General features: G+C 38.8%; 25 protein-coding genes. 6 read left to right on the top strand and 19 right to left on the bottom strand.

The genetic code is table 11. The features are described from left to right. The first annotated feature begins 13 nt into the window (after positions 1-13). From ABEG11_RS05545 to ABEG11_RS05535, 3 genes are read left to right on the top strand one after another with little or no spacing between them, the layout of a single operon-like run. A complete protein-coding gene (locus tag ABEG11_RS05545) occupies positions 14-1,189 on the top strand; it encodes a hypothetical protein (RefSeq protein ID WP_348823197.1) in 1,176 nt (391 codons plus the stop codon). Continuing rightward, positions 1,186-1,908, top strand: coding sequence for a PRTRC system protein B (locus tag ABEG11_RS05540; protein WP_348823196.1), 723 nt, complete (start codon positions 1,186-1,188; stop codon positions 1,906-1,908). The genes ABEG11_RS05545 and ABEG11_RS05540 overlap by 4 nt, the downstream gene beginning before the upstream one ends. After that, complete coding sequence (locus tag ABEG11_RS05535) at positions 1,908-2,717, top strand: PRTRC system ThiF family protein (RefSeq protein WP_348823195.1); 810 nt, start codon at positions 1,908-1,910, stop codon at positions 2,715-2,717. The genes ABEG11_RS05540 and ABEG11_RS05535 overlap by 1 nt, the downstream gene beginning before the upstream one ends. Before the next feature lie 256 nt (positions 2,718-2,973). Here ABEG11_RS05535 and ABEG11_RS05530 read toward each other — a convergent pair whose 3' ends face one another. From ABEG11_RS05530 to ABEG11_RS05450, 17 genes are all read right to left on the bottom strand, one after another. Beyond that, entirely contained in the window at positions 2,974-3,546 is a 573-nt protein-coding gene (locus ABEG11_RS05530) for a sigma factor-like helix-turn-helix DNA-binding protein (RefSeq protein WP_348823194.1), read from the bottom strand. Positions 3,547-3,729: 183 nt separating this feature from the next. Next, complete coding sequence (locus tag ABEG11_RS05525; RefSeq protein ID WP_348823193.1) at positions 3,730-4,167, bottom strand: DUF3872 domain-containing protein; 438 nt, start codon at positions 4,165-4,167, stop codon at positions 3,730-3,732. Positions 4,168-4,176: 9 nt separating this feature from the next. Continuing rightward, positions 4,177-4,737, bottom strand: coding sequence for a conjugal transfer protein TraO (locus tag ABEG11_RS05520; protein ID WP_348823192.1), 561 nt, complete (start codon positions 4,735-4,737; stop codon positions 4,177-4,179). Between the two features lie 27 nt (positions 4,738-4,764). Then, positions 4,765-5,658 (bottom strand): conjugative transposon protein TraN, encoded by an 894-nt coding sequence (gene traN / locus ABEG11_RS05515; RefSeq protein WP_348823191.1) that lies wholly within the window; start codon positions 5,656-5,658, stop codon positions 4,765-4,767. A 25-nt stretch (positions 5,659-5,683) separates the two neighbouring features. Then, positions 5,684-7,012, bottom strand: coding sequence for a conjugative transposon protein TraM (traM, locus tag ABEG11_RS05510; protein WP_348823190.1), 1,329 nt, complete (start codon positions 7,010-7,012; stop codon positions 5,684-5,686). Then, the gene (locus ABEG11_RS05505) at positions 6,999-7,265 is read right to left on the bottom strand and encodes a nitrogen regulatory IIA protein (protein WP_435302830.1); all 267 of its coding nucleotides are present in this window, start codon (positions 7,263-7,265) and stop codon (positions 6,999-7,001) included. Before ABEG11_RS05505 ends, traM begins: the two co-directional genes overlap by 14 nt. A gap of 41 nt (positions 7,266-7,306) precedes the next feature. Next, positions 7,307-7,735: a hypothetical protein gene (locus tag ABEG11_RS05500; protein WP_348823188.1), complete on the bottom strand. Its 429-nt coding sequence runs from the start codon at positions 7,733-7,735 to the stop codon at positions 7,307-7,309. A gap of 10 nt (positions 7,736-7,745) precedes the next feature. Beyond that, positions 7,746-8,369, bottom strand: coding sequence for a conjugative transposon protein TraK (traK, locus tag ABEG11_RS05495; RefSeq protein ID WP_348823187.1), 624 nt, complete (start codon positions 8,367-8,369; stop codon positions 7,746-7,748). Positions 8,370-8,397: 28 nt separating this feature from the next. Continuing rightward, positions 8,398-9,390: a conjugative transposon protein TraJ gene (traJ, locus tag ABEG11_RS05490; RefSeq protein ID WP_348823186.1), complete on the bottom strand. Its 993-nt coding sequence runs from the start codon at positions 9,388-9,390 to the stop codon at positions 8,398-8,400. A 3-nt stretch (positions 9,391-9,393) separates the two neighbouring features. Next, a complete protein-coding gene (locus ABEG11_RS05485) occupies positions 9,394-10,026 on the bottom strand; it encodes a DUF4141 domain-containing protein (protein WP_116798010.1) in 633 nt (210 codons plus the stop codon). A 34-nt stretch (positions 10,027-10,060) separates the two neighbouring features. Next, positions 10,061-12,556, bottom strand: a complete 2,496-nt coding sequence (locus ABEG11_RS05480) for a TraG family conjugative transposon ATPase (protein ID WP_348823185.1) — start codon at positions 12,554-12,556, stop codon at positions 10,061-10,063. Continuing rightward, a complete protein-coding gene (locus ABEG11_RS05475; RefSeq protein WP_100844417.1) occupies positions 12,553-12,882 on the bottom strand; it encodes a DUF4133 domain-containing protein in 330 nt (109 codons plus the stop codon). Before ABEG11_RS05475 ends, ABEG11_RS05480 begins: the two co-directional genes overlap by 4 nt. Before the next feature lie 11 nt (positions 12,883-12,893). Continuing rightward, the gene (locus ABEG11_RS05470; RefSeq protein ID WP_024981713.1) at positions 12,894-13,199 is read right to left on the bottom strand and encodes a DUF4134 domain-containing protein; all 306 of its coding nucleotides are present in this window, start codon (positions 13,197-13,199) and stop codon (positions 12,894-12,896) included. Positions 13,200-13,394: 195 nt separating this feature from the next. Further along, the gene (locus tag ABEG11_RS05465) at positions 13,395-14,243 is read right to left on the bottom strand and encodes a hypothetical protein (RefSeq protein ID WP_348823184.1); all 849 of its coding nucleotides are present in this window, start codon (positions 14,241-14,243) and stop codon (positions 13,395-13,397) included. A 38-nt stretch (positions 14,244-14,281) separates the two neighbouring features. Next, positions 14,282-14,914 (bottom strand): conjugal transfer protein TraD, encoded by a 633-nt coding sequence (locus ABEG11_RS05460; protein ID WP_348823183.1) that lies wholly within the window; start codon positions 14,912-14,914, stop codon positions 14,282-14,284. 2 nt (positions 14,915-14,916) lie between these two features. Continuing rightward, positions 14,917-15,333: a DUF3408 domain-containing protein gene (locus tag ABEG11_RS05455; RefSeq protein ID WP_348823182.1), complete on the bottom strand. Its 417-nt coding sequence runs from the start codon at positions 15,331-15,333 to the stop codon at positions 14,917-14,919. A 4-nt stretch (positions 15,334-15,337) separates the two neighbouring features. Then, on the bottom strand, positions 15,338-16,105 hold the full coding sequence (locus ABEG11_RS05450; RefSeq protein ID WP_315254591.1) for a ParA family protein: 768 nt from the start codon (positions 16,103-16,105) through the stop codon (positions 15,338-15,340). 725 nt (positions 16,106-16,830) lie between these two features. On the opposite strand from ABEG11_RS05450, the gene mobA reads away from it, so the two are divergent. Further along, positions 16,831-17,262, top strand: coding sequence for a conjugal transfer protein MobA (gene mobA, locus ABEG11_RS05445; protein ID WP_348823180.1), 432 nt, complete (start codon positions 16,831-16,833; stop codon positions 17,260-17,262). Between the two features lie 7 nt (positions 17,263-17,269). Then, positions 17,270-18,556, top strand: coding sequence for a conjugal transfer protein MobB (gene mobB / locus ABEG11_RS05440; protein ID WP_348823179.1), 1,287 nt, complete (start codon positions 17,270-17,272; stop codon positions 18,554-18,556). A 27-nt stretch (positions 18,557-18,583) separates the two neighbouring features. Here mobB and ABEG11_RS05435 read toward each other — a convergent pair whose 3' ends face one another. After that, positions 18,584-19,141: a hypothetical protein gene (locus ABEG11_RS05435; RefSeq protein ID WP_348823178.1), complete on the bottom strand. Its 558-nt coding sequence runs from the start codon at positions 19,139-19,141 to the stop codon at positions 18,584-18,586. A 209-nt stretch (positions 19,142-19,350) separates the two neighbouring features. On the opposite strand from ABEG11_RS05435, the gene mobC reads away from it, so the two are divergent. Continuing rightward, complete coding sequence (mobC, locus tag ABEG11_RS05430) at positions 19,351-21,351, top strand: conjugal transfer protein MobC (protein WP_348823177.1); 2,001 nt, start codon at positions 19,351-19,353, stop codon at positions 21,349-21,351. A 145-nt stretch (positions 21,352-21,496) separates the two neighbouring features. Here mobC and ABEG11_RS05425 read toward each other — a convergent pair whose 3' ends face one another. Continuing rightward, positions 21,497-23,740 (bottom strand): multicopper oxidase domain-containing protein, encoded by a 2,244-nt coding sequence (locus ABEG11_RS05425; RefSeq protein WP_348823176.1) that lies wholly within the window; start codon positions 23,738-23,740, stop codon positions 21,497-21,499. Between the last annotated feature and the right edge of the window lie 16 nt (positions 23,741-23,756).

The following is a 23,756-nucleotide window of genomic DNA, read 5'->3' as shown; positions in this document are numbered from 1 at the left end:
AAAATCAAAAACGATGAACTATGCAACGCAATATCCTATCGGGAACTATCAGCATACCCGAACAAAAAATACAACGGCAACTGCACCGACAATTAGGAGAGTTCGCACAATGGATGCAGAGAGCCAAAGACACAAACGAAGTACAGAAAGACAAACAGAAATCCGTACCGATAGCAATGCTACCAATGGTTTTCTAAAGTGTGCGTTTCTGCCAAAACTTAAAACAGTTCAATCCGTACAAGCTTGTCAGAAAACAGCAAAAATGGAAAGGGATTTTTACAAGTCCCTTTCCCAACTTGCAGAACATTATGACATTGAACCGTTACAAACGAAAGATTATGGCTATCCGTACAATATGGCTTTGGCTATGTGGGATGCTGAAAACAAGTTAAAACAAATCAATGCGAATTGGGATAATTTACGTTTGGTACAGGATAGTAAGAAAACATTTTTTACAAGCGAGGAACGATACGGTACAGGTACAACTCTGTACTATATTCCAATTGTTCCACTCTTTCAAATGCTCAATGACCCAAAGCGCAAAAAAACGGCTCAATTGCTTGTTTCGGTTTGCAGTTATCTGTACCATATTGCCGATATACCCTATTATAGACAGGAAAACAGCTATCTGTATTGGATGTACGAAATGATGAACGATTGGGTCGAACAGGATGATTATACCGAGGAGACGGACAGCTGTATTGCAGAGATTGTAAAAGCCGAATGGATAGGCGAACGAATAGAACAAAAACTGTTCAACCGTATCAATTTACAAGTTTTTGAACAGCGTTTAAACCACTTCAAAACCCGTGACACATTCGACTTGGAATGTCAAAAAGTGGCTTATAATGCCTTTGTTCTCTATACGCGATATCCACACGAGAGCATTTTCCGAAACGCTCCAAGACCCGAAGAAGACCCCTTTAATGATGAAAACGACTCCGAAACCGTTGGAATGGAAAAGTACATCTCCTTTATAGCAGATACCACAGGTTGGCTGTATGAGAGGCTTGCCGACAGTATTAACAATGAGTTTAACGAGTATGGAGCAATGGAAGAACCGACCATTTGCAAACACTTTGACGGAAGCAACATTAAACAAACCAATCTTGATTTTGAGAACTGCCTGTTTTCCCTTTTGGACGAACTCTGCACACTACTATATGACTATAAAACGACAAGAAAATGAACAATGCAAACGACATAACCGAGAATTTCGGAACACTTTACCACCCAAAATCCGCATTGGTTTTTTACCAAACCAAAGGAACGAATGCCGATATATATGTGGAGCATTTTGATATGGATAAAAACGGAAATCCTGTCAATGCCCACCCATTGACCGTAAATGAAGCTAAAGTATTGGCAAAGGCTTTACACACCGACAAAGAAAAGGACAAAGCCTTTTTAAAACCAAAAGGAATTTTGCCGACCAAAATACTGCATATCAATCCGAGTGAAAAAGGCACGGTACTTTGGCACACCAAAGCACAGGAACAGCAATTGTATTTTGTGAATGGTTTGGGCATACCCAACGGCAAAGCGTATGTACCACCAATGCTTTGGCATGCCAGTAAAAACAGCCTTGCTGTATTTGCTCTTGCTAATGACAGAAGACCAAAAGAAAATACACCATTGTATTTTGCTCCTTTCTTCAACATTTATGAAGACGGCAAAGTATGCATGGGAACTGTAAGCATAGACATTAAAAATTCAGCTTCCGTTGAGGAATTTATAAGTGCTTGGGAAAACTACTTTTTTAACAGCTATTTCAGCCATTTATTAGGAAAACAAAATCCCATAAAAGGGAATTGCGTAAGCCTTTGGAAAACACTGATTGAAACAAACGAAGCCTTTCCTATAGATGTATTGAAAAACAACAACAAAACCCTTAAAAATCTTTTGTGATGAATACCGAGAAACTAAAAGTACATTTTACAGACAATTATCTGATAAGTCCAACCAATCCCATTACCCTAAACCTAATCGGTGCAGGTGGCACAGGCTCAAAGGTTTTGACCGCCTTAATGGAAATGAACCATAGCTTAATCGAATTGGGACACGCAGGGTTACGTGTTCGTTTGTGGGATGATGATATTGTGACTAATGCCAATTTAGGAAGACAACGGTTTGCAGAAAGTGAAACAGGCCTGTACAAGTCCGTTGCCCTCATCAACCGTGCAAACCGCTTTTCAGGAACAAATTGGAAAGCCGAAACCGCAAAGTTTGAAAAGGACAATTTAGGCAGATTACCCGAAAATGCACAGGCAACTCTATACATTACCTGCGTGGACAATGTACAGGCGAGGTTTGGAGTTGCCGAAATACTGAAAGAAATAGGCAACCACAGACATCACAGGGACGAACCGAAATATTGGCTGGATTTTGGCAATAGCCAGCATACAGGACAAGTGTTGCTGTCTACCATAGGAAACATTCATCAACCCAATTCGGAGAAATACGAAACGGTGGCAAGCCTGCCAATGATTACGGAAGAATTTGGAGAATTATTAAAGCAGTCTGAACAAGATGATGGCACACCGAGCTGTAGTCTAGCGGAAGCATTGGAGAAACAGGATTTGTTTATCAATTCCTCTTTAACCCAAATGGGCTGTTCGCTTTTATGGAGCTTGTTTCGATATGGTATGACACCGTACAGGGGATTTTTTCACAATCTGAAGGATTTCAATACCCATCCCATAAAAGTCGCCTTATAGCCATAATCGGGCGCAAAAAGACACTCCCTCCTATGGTCGGGAAAATCTTTTTGCGTCTAATCGGTGCAACCACTTTGCCAAAATGCACCCCCGCATCCTTCTTTTCTTCGCATTTTATCAAACAGGTTGCAATCTTATTTCTAAGGGATATTCATTATCCCTTTCGTTGTTTTACGGAACTTCTTTTCTTTTCACAGAAGCGGTCAAAGAAAAGAAGCAAAAGAAGACCGCAATATTATAACTGGATTTTCTACCATTACTCTATTGGCTGTGTTTTCCACACAGAAAATCCTTCAAAAAGATGTTCAATATTTTCAAACTCTATAAATGCGATTAGTTCTTTTTTACACTGTTTTTGGAATCCCTTGAAACGATGAAAATCTGTCAAAGGTATCTCGCAAAGCTGACCTATGGTGTGAATATCTAAAACCTCCAACATACTATTCATTCTCTTACTAAAAGGAAAATGGCTTTCATAAAGCTTTTTTTGCAGGTCAGTTTCGATTTTATTTTTTCTTTTATTAATTTGTTGAGTCTCACCTTTTTTAATTTGTTGAGTCTCGCATTTAAACTCGTATTTTAATTGCTCCAATTTGTGTTTATAGTTATCAATTTCAGCAAGTAACTGTGTTACGCTCTTTACTTTTTTATATGTTTTCTCGTAAATTTGGCGAACGCTTTCACCCGTGACCCCATAAATGTCTGCCACTTCCTGAAGCGTCTTTTTTTCGATCAAGAGCTTCTGCAATACATCATATTCTTTCTCAGAAAGTACTTTTCTGGACATTTCAATATAAAATCTATTGGTACGTTCTATAACATTTTTCATAAGAATGTTGTTAAAGTCTCATTAGTAAAAATAGTAGTTGTATGCTACAAATTAGCACCAATATAATAATGTTTATTCAGTTATACAATGAGCTTATAGCAAATAAAACAACCCGAAGAACATCTTCGGGCTGTTATTACATACGAATTTTATATCTAAAACATAAACACCTATACCTGAATGCTAATTACTGCTGTTAAACTCAAAGCTCAACTGCTTTTCGTTTCCAAAATTGTCCGAAATCCATACGTCAAAGGATTGGGAAACGGTGGAATGTGAAGTATAGTACAATCTGAATTGCTTCGTAGGCAATTGGTATAAATCGTTGGGCAGATAAGGTGGTGCATCGTAATACTTCAAAGTTCCTTGACCGTCAAATTGGAAGTACCGAATAAAATACTGTGTGTTGCTATAATTGCCAGTTGGCTGTATCGTCAGTCTAATCTCCACGGTATTGCCAATAGCAATTTCTTTAGGTACGGGCATCATCTTTATCTCAAATGTGAGATCATTTTGTATTTCAAGTTCGTTTCTGCTGCAGGATGTAACGGAGCTTATCAGAATTGCCAGCAATACATACATTGGCAGTAATCCTATTCTGAATCTATTTAATGTTATCATTGTTATATTTTAAAAATTAATCCTCAATCCCAGACCCGCTGAAGGCCGGAACTGTTCCAGATCCGTACCCCACAAAACTTTTGTACGCGCTTGAAGAATCAGTACAAAATGGTCGGACAGGTATGTTTCAAAAGACAGCCGCCCACCCGCACCATAGATAAAATTGTCTTCAGTCAGTATTTTTGCTCCGTCATACAATAAAGCTTCTCCACGGTTAATAACTTCATAACCCAGTACACCGGTTATGGCTGCATTCAAGGTGATGTTCTTACAGGAATCACCCAGCAGGAACAAACTGTAACCGCCTTCGGCTGTGTAGGTTTCCTGAGGTAAGCGGAAGTCTTTATACTCATCATACTGCTGCGTATATTCCAAAGCCCAAAGCTGGTAATTGCTATTTTTACCGTTTATAGTCATACCGATATTAAGGTAGTAGTTCCTGCTGGAATGGTCATCAGATAAGGTTCCTGCGTTTACTTCCAGTCCTTTCTGTTTAGGCAGCATTCGTTGTGCCTGGTTAGCCGTGATGCCCATTAAAACGAACATCAACGTATAGATATACTTTTTCATTTTTCTGCTATTAGATTTAATGGATTATTAAAACTTCAAATGCATATCGGTAATCAAACGAGACTTAATCAAATCGGAATTTTCTACCTGAAACATTTGATTCCTGCCACCGTTCTTCTCGAAAATCTCAATCAGTAACACCTTATCATCGGCAATAGTAAACTGGTCCAACAAAAACACATTTTGCTCTGTTGTTTTACCGCCAATTTCACCCAGTGGCTTGTATGTACGCAGTGGTATCATTGGTCTTTCCTGTACCACGGTACGCTTGGCGATCTTTTTGTCCACCACCTTGAAATTGATAAAATCAATCTGGAAAGGAACATTGGTACGGTTTGCGAGTTCCGTATGAAAATAATATTTACCGTTGTGGATGTAAATTCCTTTCAGAATAAACTGTATGCCGAAACTTTTCGCCCCGATATGCTTTACAATGCGCTTATCGTTTTTGTAAATGGTTTCCAATAACAAACCAGCCAGAGATGGGGAGTTGTTACCCAACTCTTCAAAAAGCACATCGTTTCCGCCCGCTTTATCCACTGCCTTTTGCATTGATTGCAGGTCATAACTCAATGACTCTGGGGATGAGCTGTAATGTACATTGAAGCTGTAAAAACGACCGTCATTAGTAATGACGGAAAAATTGGTTTCGGTCCCAAACTCTTTTACCGATGCTTTTACACGAAGTACATTTTCTGCATCTTCAGCTTTTCCTGCAATCAGGTATTCACTGCCCAGATCCACATAGCGGATAGCGGTTGGGAAAATCAGATGTGAAGTCTTGTCATAGGTAACTTCCAAACAGTACGGTTCTATCTTGCCCAAAGCAAGAGGTGTTTTTGCACTATCCTGTGCAAAGGACGATACGGCAAAGCCAATAATAAGTGCAAATGCCCAAAAGGTTTTAAAATGATTTTTCATTGTTTAATTCTATTTATGTTTTACATTATTTTTTGGAGACAAGAAACAGTTGATGACCTGCCTTTAAGGTAACTTTCGGTGTCTTTACTTTTTTGGAGAAATAGCCCGAGATGCCCTGTACAACACCTCGACTCAAATCAGCGGCAACTTGTTGTCCTGCTGATTGGGTAAGCATAAGGCTAGTCCCTGATTGCTGACTCATATTACCTGCCATTTCAGTAAGGGCATTCATTTCGGGCGAATACGGCACGTACAAACCCTGCTGACCGTCCAGATCATAAATCGTAATATCAACCAGAATGATGTTTCCGTCCAGTTCTATGGAAGTAACCTTCATCTGTAAACGTCCTCCCTCAAGTTTAGCATTAGCAGTTAAAATTGTTCCTTTGGGAATGGTACGATTAGGCGTTTGGGCAGGTTCCAGTAACCGCAATCGTACTCCGGTTTCACCGATAATGGTCTGTGTTTCCTGTACACAAGCTTTGATGCTGTTCTTTGGTTGTACCACTTGCTCTAAAGTGCCAGCAGTATAAAAATGACTGTTCTTGTTTTGACTCCAATCAGCTAAAAAGACACTATCGCCAGGCTCACGATACAAGGCGGATACGGTGTTCTTTCTTGTAGTTGTGAATGCCACAAACTGCTCTTTTTGAGTAGAGGAAGAAGACTTAGAAACAACTCCATTGGTAGATGCAGCTTCTCCCGTACTTGTGCCTGAAGGAAGATATTTTGCGGCCATCTGATAGGATTTCTCCATTAATGCCAATTGGTCATCTACTGTTACTCTGGCTGGAACATCTTTCTCAGCTAGTTTTTCCTTTAATTCTTCCAATTGCTTACGGAGTTCCTTCGTTTCAGAATTATCGTCCTTATAAAAAGAGCCCAATGTACTTTGCACGTTGCGGTAACTGTTCAAAGCTGGATTACTGTTTTTTCCAGATCCGTTGGCATTACTGTAGCTTTCTTCCTCTTCAGGCAGCTCCTCTCCCGTCTCTCCTTTTCCGTCTTCATTCCAGTAATCAGAAAGAGATGTGAGATCGTTCCGTTTTTCCTGATTCTTACGTTCCAGTATTTCCTCCTCGTATGCCTTACCCTTATCGTCAGGCATTCCTGCACCCGTAGCCTGAGGTACGACATCGTTCAATCCGATTTTATCGATTTCTTTTTTCTCTGAAGACGGCTTAAAAATCAGGTACATACAGCCGAGGAACACAATACCCATCAAACCGAATATAAGCGGTTTTTTAAGCTTTTTGACTTTGTTCCTAGTACTGTCTTGCCATACATCATCGGTTACTGCTGGGGTACCTTCAGTTACCCGAACAACTGTTTTTTTGTTCTCATTTTCTTTCATAAATCTTATTTTTTAAAATTGTTGATAATGTATCCTGCAAGAGTGCAGGACTTTCATTTTTTTTGTGGATGGGGTTCTCGATATGCTCAATGCCTATATCGTTACGGGACTTTGAAGTTTCATACCATACTTTGCCAATGACCCCCGCAGTAAGCAGCAGATAGCCCACAAAGAAGTACAGCATACATTGATGCTGTTTTTGTATTGGCAATACCCGCCAACGTTCATCCAGCTTGTCAAAGTACCTGTCCATAGTTGTTCTTATTTTTTTCATAGTCTTCTAATTTCTTTTTGTTATAGCTTGAAACGCTTTGGCCTTTTTTCTGCCTCTTGCTTCGGCTCTTCACTAACCAAAGCGATTGAAGCAATTGCTTTGGGTACCGATAGTATAGAAAGGTCTGTCAAAGTTGATTTTTTCATCAGTTGTCCGAAGCCATCTTTTTTTGCTACCTCCATTCTGTTGAGAGAGAATTTGCCATTCAGGTATTTTACCCACATATTGCATTCTACACGAGGCTTATCTTCTCCCGACCATTGCAGATAGCTTGTCAGCAATAATTCCTGTTTAGGCAAATTCTCGGCATCCTTTTGGCAACTATCGAGGTATTCACAGATACTGTCTTTTAGCTTTCCGGGATACGCGCCCTGAGTGTGGAAATAACCGCTATATCCTTTTTCGATAAGGGTTATAGCGAAAGTGTTTAAATCTGAAAATGTTTCCATACGATTATTTTTAGCGTTCGATAACTTCAATGTCCTTGTTTTCGACCACCGAAAATTTTTCTATATTGAAGCCCTGCGGGTTATTGTCCGAGCGCACGGAATTGACTAGATAGCAGGAAGTAACCAGATTACGTTTGGTCACATTGCTGGAACGAATGATGAACTGTTTCGCATAAGTACGTACCGCATAGGGATACCTGTCGAAATTGCAGACTACACTGTCCACTTCGATACGTTGCTGTACGTTACCTGATATAATACGGTTGTAATATCCCTTTTCAGAAAGGTCTTTGTAATAATCAAAGGCACTTTTATCGGCAAGATTAAACGCCCGTCTCATATTACTTTCAATAGCATTCTTATCGGGAGCCAGCGTAAAGAACAATTCATGAAAGCGTCTTACGTGTTCCTTCCCTTCGACCGGACGGTTGATGGATGCATCCTGTGCAAGAGCCAGCATTAGTGATTTCCCATTGTCCAGCACATAGATTTTTTGGCGTTGTTCTTCTGCAAAGCGGTAGGATTTCCATACGGCAAATCCTGAAACACTGATGCAGAGAACGGCAAATACAAGGGCATACAACCTGATTTGGCGAAAACTGTTTTCGATATTTCTTAGCGTTTTAAATTCCATTTTTTTTTACTGATTAATCGTTTTTACATTATTTGAGTAGCTGACCGCCGATATTTCCTGCTGCCGATCCAGCTCCAGCTCCAGCAATATTTCCAGCTTTCATTGCGGCTTGATTCACGTTACGGGTAAAATTTCCCGCTCCCCCAGCCTGAATGATCCAGCCTGTCACTGTAGGAATGGTAAAATATCCCACAATGCCAATGATCATAAAAATTACATACACGGTATTTGAGGTATCGGGAATGAAAGTCGGGTCAGCAAGCATTTCGATATCCCTTTCTATAATCAGGGATTGTATCTTGGCAAGCATAGAGCTGAAGAGATCGGCTACTGGCAACCATAAATACACGCTGACATATCGGGTAAGCCACTGCGTAAGTGTGGATTGAAAACCATCCCAGACCGATATGGCAAAGGCAATTGGTCCGAGAATGGACAACACAATCAGAAAGAAAGTACGTATGGTGTCAATCACCAAAGCAGCTGCTTGAAATAGAATTTCCAGCAATTCCCTGAACCAGTTTTTTACTGACTGCTCAATGCTATACATCCCTCTTTCCATATACATCCCCGACATCGTGGCCAGATCCGATGGCGACCAGCCCAATTCTTCCAGTTTTTTATCGAACTCTTCGTTTGATATCAAATAGGCATTTTCAGGATTTCGAAGCATAGCTTCCCGTTCCAACAGATCTTTTTTTGTCTGTAGGTCGTTCAGGTCAAGCACCTGATTTTCGAGGATGGTATGCGTCCCTTGCACTATCGGGCTAAGGATTGCATTGATTGTTCCAAGTACCATAGTAGGGAAAAACATGATGCAAAGACCCAAAGCAAAAGGACGTAGTAAAGGATACACATCTATCGGCTCTGCCCGGCTTAGTGCCTGCCACACCTTAATAGCTATATAGAATAAGGATCCCAAGCCTGCCACTCCTTTAGCCACTGCCGCCATATCGGCGGACAGTGGAAGCATCTCATCATACAAGGAGCGCAGAACCTCGTGAAGATTATCAAATTCCATAGCTTACCAGTATTTTTGGTTAGCGGTTCCGTAGAGTTCAAGTACTCTTTTGCTATTGTTCTGCTTTTTTGCCCTAACAAAACTTACTGAGATATTTTTGTTCGTGTAATAGCGTACAAGGCTGTGGTATTCCTTAATTTCTTTGTATACACGGTCAATAATATCCATACGTTCTTTGTCATTCAACGACAAGCTGGAAGAACTTACAATCTGTTTGAGTTCTTTCAGCAGTTCGGTACTTTCGTTAAGCAGTGCTGCATAACCATTGGCAATAGCTATTAATTCTTGGGCAGAAAAATTGGGATCGTTCATCATTTTTCCAAAATTCTGCACATACATTTCTGACACATCACCAACCAGCAGTACTGTTTGCTGTACCTTGCGTGCATCTTTGACTAGATTATTTACAGCTTGTAGCTTATCATAGTATTCTTTGCCCTGCTTATATACCTTTTCCACTTCCTTGAAATTTTTGACAACATTGGATACCGTGTTTGAAGTCTGTACAATTTCATTGGCACTGTTAAGAATACCTGAAGCCAGGTTTGCAGGATCGGTAACCACCCATTGGGCTTTTGCGGACGGTGCTACAGCCAGCATTAGTACTGTCAACACCATGAATAGTATTTTTTTCATTACTCTTTGATTTTAAAATGATTAATAATTTGTTTTACTTTTCTCTTCTTTGCAGGGCTATTCGCTTGATAGCCTGCTCTACATTTCCATCCAGTTCAGCAGCAAGCCGCATCACTTCCATTTTTTCCGTTTCCTCGGTGGTATAGGCGAGATATTCTTCAACGGAAACTTCTGTGGCATATACCGCTGAATGAGTTCCCCCCAGACCAATCCACACTTCCTTGTAAAGTCGTGACGGATCATTATTCATGTTGATGGAAAGTACCTGTCCCTTCTCCTTGTCTGTAAGTCCAAGCATAGCCTGTATGTCATCAAACTTGTTCATGTACTTGCGCTGGTCGAGCAGGATTTTACAATCGGAGTTATTGATGATACTTTCCTTGACAATGGGCGATTGGATGATGTCATCGACTTCCTGTGTTACTACAATAGCTTCACCGAAAAACTTCCTAACCGTTTTGAAGAGATACTTTATATATTCTGCCATACCTTCCTTGGCAATCGCTTTCCAAGCCTCTTCAATCAGTATGAGTTTGCGGATACCTTTGAGTCTTCTCATCTTGTTAATGAACACCTCCATGATGATGATGGTCACGATTGGGAAGAGGATTTTGTGGTCTTTGATTGCATCAATTTCAAACACAATGAAGCGTTTGGAAAGCAGATCTAACTGTTTATCGGAATTAAGCAGGTAATCGTATTCGCCTCCTTTGTAATAAGGTTCCAGTACGTTCAGGAAGTTGGCAATATCAAAGTCTTTTTCCCGAACCTGTTTTTCTTCCAATACCTTACGGTAATCGCCCTGAACATATTCATAGAATCCATTGAAAGAAGGATATACCTCATCTTGTTTGATACGTTCAATGTAGCCGCTTACCGCATTGGATAATGCTACTTCTTCGGAACGGGTCGGCGGTTCGTCATCACGCTTCCATAAGGTCACTATCAGCGTTTTGATGCTTTCTCGCTTTTCAATATCAAAAACACCATCATCGGTATAGAAAGGATTGAAGGCAATGGGATTGTCTTCTGTGTAAGTGAAATATACCCCGTCTTCGCCTTTGGTTTTTCCTTTGATAAGTTCACACAACCCCTGATACGAGTTACCCGTATCCACAAGCAGGACGTGTGCACCTTGCTCATAGTATTGCCGAACCATGTGGTTGGTAAAAAAAGACTTACCACTTCCTGAAGGACCCAATATAAACTTGTTCCGGTTCGTGATAATACCACGCTTCATCGGCAAGTCAGAAATGTCCAGATGGATGGGCTTTCCAGTTAGACGATCTGCCATTTTGATACCGAAGGGCGATGGTGAATTGTGATAGTTGGTTTCTTCAGTGAAGAAGCACAAAGCCGGCTCAATGAACGTATAAAAACTTTCCTCACTTGGAAAATCACCTGCATTCCCAGGCATTCCTGCCCAATAAAGCGTAGCTACATCGGTGGTATTATGACGGGGTTTGCATTCTAGCAGTGCCAAAGCACTACCGCTATCATTCTTTAACTGTTTAAGCTCACCAGGATCATCCGACCAAGCCATGATGTTGAAGTGTGCCCTGATGGACGATAGTCCAAAACTGTGTGCTTCGTTCAGGTAACGCTCTATCCATTCTTTATTGATTTGGTTAGCACGGCTGTATCGAGCCAATGAGTGCATATTCCTTGCGGACTTCTCAAATTTTTGCAGGTTGTCTTCACTGTTATCCAAAAACAGATATTGGTTGTAGATGTGATTGCAATTTAGTAGCAAGCCTACTGGAGCAGCGAACGACAAACGGCAGTCGCTGCGGTCGGTAGATAGTTTTTCGTAACGGGTATCTGCTGATACTGCCGAAGGCAGGTCATCCGTATCGGATAAGGTGTGCAGACACAATCTTTTGTTGCCGACACGGACTTCTTCTGATCCGAGTGCAATGTCCTGCATTGGTGTTGCGGCCTCCCTTGACAGTGTTAGATACTGTTCCAGTAGTCCCTGTTTTTCATCCGTACCAATTATGTCTTCTTCCGTTAAACGTCGCAGCCCGATAAATCCGCTGTCATTTGCGATACGTTCAAATTGTGCTACAGCTTCCATAAAACGATGGATTACTTCCTTATCCCTGATTTCTTTTGGTATAAGAGTACCTTTACAAAGCGATGAAAAATTGCTCTGCATTCGCATTCTTTCCTTAGTGGTCTTGGTCAGGAATAGGTAACAATAATGGTTCAGAAAAGGACGTTCGTTAAAATGCTGCTGGTAAGATTTACCCAAAAAACTTAAACCATCATCCGCAATGTCGGGCGCATAGTTTTCCTTGATATACCAATCTTGTTTATGGATAACCGTATAATCGGGCAACGTCTTTATGGCTTTGTGCCAAGCTGAATGAATAGCTTCATATTCCGCAGAAGCCACCGTGAACAGTTCCGGCAAACGCACTTCAAAACAGGCGGTAATGTCTGCATCCTTTGATAGAATACAATTATTTTCTACCGCCAGTAATGGAAACTTATTTTCCAGCGTAGTGGTCTTGGCTACATTTCTCATAAGGCATTCGATTTAGAAGTGAACTTTAAATAGCGGTGTAACGGCTTCCGACAGATGATGTATCGTGGGTGTCTTTTTCTTGCCCCAATTTTCATCAGCCCGTGTTCCCCATACTTTTTGTTCAATGAAAAGGTCTGCCATACAATCAGCGAAGCACCGCCTGCTCCAAGCAACAGGCAGATATAAGAGTTTACGCCAGCCATATACATTATCATTACAAGGATCAGTGTACCAAGCAGTCCGCCTGCGAAAATGAACAAGTATTGTGCTTTCAACCCCTTAAATTCTACTGTTCTTCCGATACCTTTATTGATATTGTAATTCATAAGGCAAGGGATTAAAGGAAGAATGAACGTAAAATGGTAGCGGCTACGATTAAGAAGATACACGCACCAAACCAACTTGCTGCAGTCTTGCTTGTATCGGGATCTCCGCTACTGAACTTACCATACACTTTAACCCCTCCAATGAGACCTACCACGGCTCCAATGGCGTAGATGAGCTGCGTGGCGGGATCGAAATAGGACGTAACCATTTGTGTGGCTTCGGTGATACCAGCTGAACCGTCTCCCTGTGCCAACACACTGAAGCCTGTCAGCATTGCCATTGTTGCCAGCAGGATTTTTTTTCTTTGTTTTTCCATGATTTTAACATTTTAAATTGTTATGATTAGCCTGCTCCATGCAGATTATCCAGACAAATATCTCATGGAAAATGAAGAGCTATAACAAAGTGGCAGTTTGTGGAATTACTTGGTAGTGAGTGGCATTATGATTAATGTTTGGGCATAAAAAATGCCAGAACTTTTGGCCCTGACGCTTCTTTTATATAGAAAATTTTACATTTTTCTACCCTTTTTTTGTTCAGGGAATATATCTGATAATTTCTTGGCTTCTATTTTCTCTTTTTGTTCCAGTTTTTGTTCTTCAAGGTTTAACTTAATATTTTCTGGAATGTTCGTTTCCTTCCATGGCAGTGTTCTGGCTTTAAAGTGTAATTGAAGAGTATCTTCTTTTATTAGGTGTCCGGGCCCAAAACCATATTTTATGTTCCAGCCAACATTATCCAATTCACTAAGATGCGGAAACTTTATCACTATGATTTCCTTGGGCAGTTCGGTAATGGTACGAATACCCACTTCCTGAAATTCACGCGTTTTTGGATTATAAGGAATAATATATGCCTGGTAATAACGATCATAATACTCCCTTATTTCAGATAAATCTATTCCTTTGGACTTAAAGTCATCTTTTGGTCGAAGCTTGTCCATCACTAAATCAACATAAAAGGTGTGTCCAGCAATATCCAATGTTGGCAATATTTTTTTGTTCCATCGCAAATCAATCGGACTTCCCGGTTTTATCGTCAATTCAAAATCTGTCTTTCCCGAAATTTCTTCTATTGTTAGATTGTACTTTTTTGCCATACCTATAGGATCGAGCTCTACAAGATTGGGGATTTTTATTTCCTTTGAATGGTTGTTATTGCCCAGAGCCATTGATGCTCCAAAAGGAAGAAAATTATTGATTGTCATATCATACTGAAAACGGTAACCATCACCAACATACAGCATATTTTTAATGCTCATCCTATTTTGAGGGTTGCCTTTTTCCTTTAATTCATTTTTTATAACATCTACAAAAAAATCCGTTCCTTCGATGTTTACTGTCGGTAATTCTCGTTCCATAATATTCTATTTTTAAAGAACAAAGGGAAGTCGTCTTTTCAGACAAACTCCCCAATATCAAAATCTTCCAAATCATTTTTCCGCAAAGTGGAAGAACCAGCATCCGTATTAGAAGAAAGGCTACTGTCCAATAGCTCCGCTATTTTACGGGACGCACTTTCTATGGAATTTTCCAATAGACTGAATAATTCAGTTCCTTGTATTTTCTGAACTATAGCAACCACTGTTTCCTTTTGAGATGGCTCCAATTTGTTTTTTTGCAGCAACATCCCCGCAGAGCTTAGTTCTTCAAAGGTAACCCCTTGGGCAAAACCGTCATTCCTACCAGATATTCCATATCTGCTCCATTCTTCTTCCTCTTCCTTAAAATCAGGCATATTTCCAAAAACTTCATCCAGTTCTTCCTGCGGAATTTGTATATCGACATCTACCGCGTCGATTTCAATATCAAAATTATCCATTTCCTTTTTCTGCTTTTTACTTTGGCTTTCAATGGCACGTTTTGGCACTGAAAGGCTTCTCATTGGTTTGGGCTGTCCCATAATATCGGGTAGGTTCGGATTAGATTTTTCCTGAGTTGGTTTTTGCTCCGCCCTTTTCTTGATAATTATCTTATCCTGCACCAAGAGCGCAATAATAATGAGCAGGCATATTACGATTACTGTTTCCATAATTATAAAATAGGTTTGTATTTATTGTTGAAACTTATGGTAATCTGCTCTCCAAATTCCTGAAAATGATATTCGAGAAGATTGTCTAAGTAGGCGTAAATAGTTATCTTATCTTCGCCTATTACCTGCACGATTCGGGACAGTTTCTCATGAAAATCCGGTCGAATATATACCGTTTTACCATCACGGGCATTGGTGTCAGGCCTTTTGAAAAATATACTTTCGTAATCCTGATCATTTACTTTTTTGCCTTTGTTCCGTTCCTTCGCTAAAGGCTTTTCCTGAAATGGTTTTATCGGAGCTTTGGGTTCTTCCAACGGAAGTTCCAATCCTTCCTTTTTTACTCCATCTACCATCAGATTCATCATTAACTCTTCGTTGATTTCAGGAATTGCTTTTTTCTTATTATCTTTTTCCATGCTATTACAATTGAACGATTCTTAAAAATTCCGTCATAAACTGATCTAAGCGGCAAGCATTCATCAACCGTTCATCGGGAGGCATTAAAGTTGACCGAAAAACGGTCTTGGCACCGGCTTCACTCTCCTTGCGGAAACGTGTGCTGTTCATAATCTGACATTGCATTAGACTTAAGCCCAACTCATCAATAAGTTTATTATAAACATCGTACAAGGGCGAGCGTTCACGACCATCTACCTGATTCCAAAACAGATTAATGGTTTCAATGGAGGTTTCTCCTTTTTTCATAATAACATCCTTCATCAGCTGTGTAAAAATGAGTGTACTTTCCATAACTACACGATCTGCTACAATAGGCGTGAAAATATGGTGCATCCCCGCCAGAGCTTTCAAAATACCGGGAGTATTTACTGTTCCCGGAAGGTCAAAAAAGATAAAATCAACCGGAACGGAAGTTGATTCTAAAAAATCCTGCGCAGCCTCCAATACACCTTCAGCTTTATGCTGAATGATCGGATAAGCTTTTTTGTTAATAGTCGTAAATTGTTTGAATGCCACCCGTTTTAAAAACTCATTTTCCATCACCATAGCCAAATCACGAGTCTTCATTTTCATTAAACTATGTTGTGGAAAATCAGCATCGAATACCGCTACATTGTAGCCAAGACGATAATGTAGTGTACTGGCCGCAAGTGCCGTAAAGGTGGTTTTGCCAACTCCTCCCTTTTGGGACGAAAAAGCAATGAATACTGTTTTGTGTTCTGTTTTCATTTTTGAATGTATTTAATTATTTACTTATATCACTGCATAGATAGATGCTTACCTACTATTGTTCATACGCATGCAATTTTGCAGAAAGTTATGTGGCTATTTAAATAGGTATTGCTCTACTTATATACTGACATATGCGTATCTATTTTTAGGTAGCTATACGAATAAGTTTGTATCATCATGACTATATATGTATAAACCCAAGTCTGTAAACCTGCACTTATGTAACCATGCAATTTTATATGCTCTTCTGTATTTATCAACATCGATAAACTTGTATACACATAAGCGACTAAATACATAATTGAGAAACAACGTACCAACATAGTTATCTGTTTACATACGCTTGCAGGTACAAAGAAATGCAGATATATATGTCCTTTTTATAAGTAAGAACGCATTGGCGTTCATTGACACTATTTGGCAATACTACACAGTGCAATACTTTACTGAAGAGGAATTTACTTTGTAAAGTGATTTTTATTAATGGATTTTATGCAAAGGCATTTCGATAGATCAGGTTATAAAGTGAACGGCCCGAAGCCGTTTTTCCCTGCTTTATTTAATCCGTCCCGCAGGGCGGATTTTTGTGTTCGCCAGAACACGGCAAGTTGTGTTTTGAGGCACTCGAAACCGAGTTCGTGCCTCAAAACAACTTGCCCTACTGGGAGCTGAAAACCCTTCCGAAGTCAGGATTTTTTGTTGAAGTTAAAAATGGATTAGTGATGAACGAAAACAGTAAAGGAAAACAGAATAAAGGCGGACGAACTCCGAAGAACAATCCGAGTATTCACCGCCATGTTTTTCGTTTAACAGACGAAGAAAATTCGAAATTATTATCGCTTTTTGAAACATCGGGAATGACCAATAAAGCAAAATTTATCATTTCTGTACTGTTTGGAAGGGAGATTAAAACGGTTAAAATTGACAAAGCTATGTTGGATTTTTATATGCGATTAACTTCTTATCATAGTCAGTTCCGCTCCATTGGCGTGAATTACAACCAAATTGTAAAATTGTTATACCGAAATTTTTCTGAGAAAAAAGCGTCTGCTTATCTCTACAAATTAGAAAAACAGACGGCAGAAATGGCGGTATTATGTCAAAAAATAATTCAGCTCACAGAAGAATTTGAAGCAAAACATTTGAATAAATAGAATTGAAATGATAGCAAAAATCGGAAGAGGGAGCAATTTATATGGAGCATTGGCATACAATCAGCTCAAAGTAGAGAATAAAAATGGTCAAATTCTATTTACCAATAGAATAATAGAAACACCTAATGGATATTATTCTGTTGCACAATTAGCCCAATCTTTTGAACCTTATCTGATTGCCAACCGCAATACCGAAAAACCAACTTTGCATATTTCTCTCAATCCTGACCCAAAGGATAATGTAAGTGATGAAAAATTCAAACTAATGGCTCAGGAGTATATGCAGGAACTGGGTTATGGAGAACAACCTTTTGTAGTATTCAAACACACGGATATTGATCGCACCCATATTCATATTGTATCAGTTTGTGTGGATGAAGAAGGCAAAAAGATTTCGGATAAGTTCGAAAAAAGACGATCTATGAATGTATGTCGTGAACTCGAAAACAAATACGAACTGATATCGGCTACGAAGAAAGGACATCGGCAGAATGACAAGATTTTCCATCCTGTGAATTACCAAATAGGAGATATAAAAAGCCAAATTGCTTCGGTTGTCCGTCACCTACCTAAGTATTATAAGTTCCAGACATTGGGCGAATATAATGCACTGCTTTCCCTTTTTAATATTACTATTGAAAAAGTAGAGGGAGAATTGCAGGAAAAAATTCGCCAAGGCTTATTGTACATTCCTTTAAATGAAAAAGGAGAAAGAGCTGGACATCCGTTCAAGGCTTCCTTATTCGGAAAGAATGCAGGGCTACCGACTTTGGAATTACATTTTGCAAAAAGCAAAGAGGCTTTGAAAGACCACCCGACAAAGCCAACCATTAAAACTACTGTTACCATTGCTCTGCAATCAACAAGTGATGAGCAGGCTTTTAAAAAGCGATTAGGCGAACAGGGCATTAACGTAGTGGTACGGAGAAATGACACAGGGCGTATTTACGGAATAACTTTTATAGACCATAATTCTAAAGTAATTTGGAACGGATCCCGATTGGGAAAGGAATTTTCTGCCAATACCTTTAATGATTATTGGAACCATAATATCAAACCCGACATTAAAAAGCTGGTTGAACTACAATCTAAAATATCAAAACCAAATGACACAGATCTTCCTGCAGAACAACCACATCATTTGTTCGACTTCCTGAATACTTCAGAAAAACATGAAGATGGTTTGATCGAAACATTGAGTGGCTTACTTCCCGAAGCACAGGGAGAAGATTACGAAGAACAGGATTTTGCCAATAAGATAAAAAAGAAAAGAAAACGTAAAAGAGGTCAGTAGGTTTTGTTGTTTATTTTGAACTCATGATTATAAAGACACTTTCAATCCCAAAGCATAGCTCCAGTACAAAATCTTCGGAACAGTTGGTGTCTTGAACTGATAAATACCATAAACATATAATGAAAAAAGTATAAATGCTCCCCAACTCAATCCAACACACAATATACTTTGTCGTTCTGTCAGATTGAACATACCAGCAACGAATGATTTTACTATAAATGCGGGAACAATACAGCATATTAACACACATATTACCCACGGTAAAATCCATAGCTTCCTGTTCTTTGCCTGCAAGCCAATGATAGTTCCTTTAAAGAAATAAATGATGCAGAAAATAAGATAGGTAAATAATAGGGAGAAACCCCAAATTTTAAATTTGTCGGTTTCTTCTCCCCAGAGCTTTTGAGAAAGTAAAAATCCAGCATAAAAAAACATGCCGAAAATAGTAGCTATTTTTAAGACAAAAATAAAACCCTCAACGACCATAAACATTAGCCCTGTAGCAGCCTCACTTTCTTCTCTTTTCCGGGCTTCATATTCATCTTCACTTTCTCCCGGATCAGCATCAGGATTATTCCAATTCATATTATTTCCTTTAATATTGATTATCAAATTGATGAGTAAGTCAAAAAAAAATCAAGAGTTTAAATTTAATAAAAAAATCGTTATAAAATCTGAACTTGATTGGAACCAATTAACGCCAAGCACTGTCACGCACCGCTAATGTCTGCCACTTTTTTATAGCCACTCTGCACATCCTTTAAATTAACGCCCGAACATTTAATATTTAGAAAATGCAAGGAGAAGACGATTTAAGAGGTTTAGCCAAGATTATGGCATTTATGAGAGCGGTAAGTATACTGATTGTACTGATGCACTTTTACTGGTTCTGTTATGGGTTCTTTTTAGAAAGGGGTTGGACACTGGAGGTATTCAATAAAATATTGAGAAACTTTGACCGTACGGCGAGCCTGTTTTCCCATACGCTTTACACCAAAATATTTGCTTTGGTATTATTAGCATTAAGCTGTTTGGGAACAAAAGGCGTAAAGAATGAAAAGATAACTTGGACAAAAATTTACGTGGCTTTGGGAATTGGTTTTATGCTATTCTTTCTGAACACATCATTATTAAAACTGTCATTAAACATCGCTACATTTCTTTATATCCTTACCACAGGTTTGGGCTATATCTCCCTGATGGTAGCAGGAATTTGGATTAGCCGTCTGCTTCGTACAAACCTAATGGACGATGTATTTAATAACGAGAACGAAAGTTTTATGCAGGAAACCAAACTAATGGAAAACGAGTATTCGGTGAATCTGCCGACTAAGTTCTGGTACAATAAAAAACAGCATAATGGATGGATCAATATTGTAAACCCTTTTAGGGCAACCATTGTATTGGGCACACCCGGTTCCGGTAAATCGTATGCTATTGTAAACAACTATATTAAACAGCATATTGAAAAAGGGTTTTCAATGTATATTTATGATTTCAAGTTTGACGACCTATCTACAATTGCCTATAACCATTTGCTAAAGCACACGGATAGGTACACGGTAAAACCGAAATTCTATGTCATTAATTTTGATGACCCTAGAAAAAGTCATCGTTGCAATCCCATAAATCCTGATTTTATGACCGATATATCCGATGCCTATGAGTCAGCATATACCATTATGCTGAATCTTAACCGTTCTTGGATACAAAAACAGGGGGATTTCTTTGTAGAATCGCCAATCATCTTATTGGCTGCCATCATTTGGTTTCTTAAAATCTATGACAACGGTAAATACTGCACGTTCCCTCATGCCATTGAATTACTAAACAAAAAGTATTCGGACGTATTTACTATTCTTACTTCCTATTCTGATCTGGAAAATTATCTATCACCCTTTATGGACGCGTGGCAAGGCGGAGCACAAGACCAATTGCAGGGACAGATTGCATCAGCAAAAATCCCTTTATCAAGAATGATTAGTCCACAATTATATTGGGTTATGACGGGCGATGATTTTTCATTGGACATCAACAATCCGAAAGAACCGAAGATATTGTGTGTAGGTAACAATCCCGATCGTCAAAATATTTATTCCGCAGCGTTGGGTTTATACAATTCAAGAATAGTGAAGCTTATCAATAAAAAGGGACAGCTTAAAAGTTCAGTTATCATTGATGAGTTGCCTACCATTTACTTCCGTGGATTAGACAACCTGATAGCCACCGCTAGAAGTAATAAAGTGGCCGTTTGTTTGGGGTTTCAGGATTATTCGCAATTAACCCGCGATTATGGAGACAAAGAAAGTAAGGTTATACAAAATACCGTAGGTAATATATTCAGTGGCCAGGTGGTCGGCGAAACAGCAAAAAGTCTATCTGAACGCTTTGGAAAGGTTTTACAAAAACGCCAAAGCCTAACTATTAACCGAAACGATAAATCTACTTCTATATCTACACAACTGGATAGTCTTATCCCTGCTTCCAAAATTTCTACACTGACACAAGGCATGTTTGTGGGAGCAGTTTCGGATAATTTTGACGAACGTATCGAACAAAAAATATTCCACGCTGAAATTGTTGTGGATAATGGAAAAGTGGCCTCCGAAACCAAGGCTTATAAAAAAATACCTCAGATTCTATCATTTGTGGATAAAAACGGAGAAGACAAAATGAAACAGGAAATTGAAGCTAATTACCGGCAGATAAAACAGGATATTGTTCAGATTATTGAAACTGAATTGGAGCGTATTAAAAATGATCCTGATTTAGAATACCTTATTAAAAAGGGATAATAAAAAAAGATATCCATTCAAGCAATTCACAAAACAAAAAACTGAAAATTATAAGATTTTCGAAATTTTGACACCATTTGGGCGTGTTGTTCTAGTTTCAATTTGATTATCCTAGAAACTAAGAAGCTATATATGCTTAATTGAATTAATAATTCAAACTCACTCCAATACCCCAACCCATGTCGCTATCATAGTGTGTTGTCAATCCCATATTTTTTCCTAGAATATATCGTAAACCTGCCATATATTCATAATCCGTATTCCACATTAAATTCATTCTTAATCGTTTTGAAATAGGAATATCTTTTCGTTCAAATTGTATTCTAAAATAACCTCCCGTAAATACTTCTGCTTGTGCTACAATTAACAATGGTAAAGTATAATTTAAACCAACACTTAAAAAATGCCGATTATCCTTTGTATTTGTTTGTCCGAACATATTTTTTTCAACTTCACCATCAGGCATTACTCTGTAACGCCAATCAAAACCAACAAACGGCATCAACCATTGCATTTTGCCAATGTATCTTCCAATATGGGTTTCGGTTTCGTAACCGTGCATATCATTATATCCTAATCTCCATTCTGTTCCAATGCTCCAACGAGTACTTTGGTACATTGCTTCGCCATCGTTACCATTTGTTGCAAAATCATTTTCTGCCATAAAATGAAATTTCCTGTCGTCTGCAAACAATTTACGTTGTGCAAGTTTTGGGTTTGGGATTTCGGGATTTGGTACTTGGTTTTCATAACTGAAAACTCTGCCCATTCCGCTCATCATATGGTACAAGATATGACAATGAAAAAACCAATCACCTTTTACATTTGCATTAAATTCCAAGGTATCGGTTTCCATTGGCATAATGTCCACAATGTTTTTTAATGGTGCATAATCGCCTTGACCATTCAATAATCTGAAATCGTGCCCGTGTAAGTGCATTGGGTGTCGCATCATCGAATTATTATAAATTGTAATGCGGACATTTTCACCTTCTTTAATTAAAATTTTGTCCGCTTCTGAGACAACTTTGTTGTCTAAACTCCAAACATAGCGGTTCATATTTCCTGTGAGTTCAAATTTTAACTCTTTTACTGGAGCATCTTTTGGGAGTGTGGTTTTAGTTGGCGATTTCAGCATTGCATAATTTAAGGTTGTAATATCCGAAAGAGCATTACTGTTATAATCGGCTTCGGTCATTTTCATATCCAACATTTTTTTATCGGCTTTCTTTTTTTGTTCGCCTGTAATTTCTGGGTACATTACAACATTCATATCCATTTGATTGAGGCTCATTTGCATTCCCATATCATCAAGGTCTCCGTTCATTTTCATCATTCCGTTCATCATTTTCATCCCTTCAAAATATTTAAGCTTGGGAAGTGGTTCAATAAGTTGCTTGATACCATCGCCAATAAAATAAGAGGCTGAATATAATCTATCTTCGGTGGTAGCCAAAAATTCGTAAGCGGTTTTGTCAGCAGGAATAGTAACAACAACATCGTAAGTTTCAGAAACTCCAACAATTAATCTATCGACTTCTACTGGTTCGACATCGTTACCATCGTTGGCAACAACAGTAATTTTACCACCTGCATAAGTAAGCCAAAAATAGGAAGAAGCTCCACCGTTGGAAATTCTCAAACGAACTTTATCTCCTCCTTTTAAAGGTTTTTCATCAATACTTTTAACATCTGTACTTGCCCTACCATTCATGAGGATTTTATCGTAAAATACGTCGCTTACATCCATTGCGGTCATTCTTTTCCATTCGTTGATAACTTTGGTTTTGAAATAACCTTGTTTTATGGCTTCGGCATAACTTTGGGTTGTACCTTTTTTGATGGCTGGATAATCGTTTGCGTTGTGCAACATTCTGTGTACGTTTTCCGGTTTAATATCCGTCCATTCGCTCAAAACAATTGGAACGGTTGGTAAATCATCAATTCCATTTCTAAAAGTTAGGTCAGTCGTTTTTTTGAGCATTACAAAATTTCCATACATTCCGATTTGTTCTTGTAATCCTGTGTGACTGTGATACCAATGTGTGCCGTGTTGTATTATTGGAAATTTATACAAATGTGTAGTATGAGGTTTTATTGGCATTTGTGTCAAATTCGGTACACCATCTTCTTTGTTGGGTAAAAATAAGCCGTGCCAATGTAAAGAAGTATCTTCATTTAACTCATTATGCACATAAATTTCTGCAATGTCGCCTTCAGTAAATGTTAAGGTTGGCATTGGTATTTGTCCGTTTACGGCAATGGCTCTTTTAGGTTTACCTGTAAAATTGACGATGGTATCTTTTACATATAAGTCGTAACGCACAACCTTTTGAGCTGATACGCTTAACACAAGGAATAATATTATAATTGATAATTTGATTTTCATTACTTTATTTCTAATT

This window comes from Flavobacterium aestuarii (assembly GCF_040049115.1).
Lineage (GTDB): Bacteria > Bacteroidota > Bacteroidia > Flavobacteriales > Flavobacteriaceae > Flavobacterium > Flavobacterium aestuarii.
This window is presented reverse-complemented; position numbering and strand designations above follow the sequence as displayed.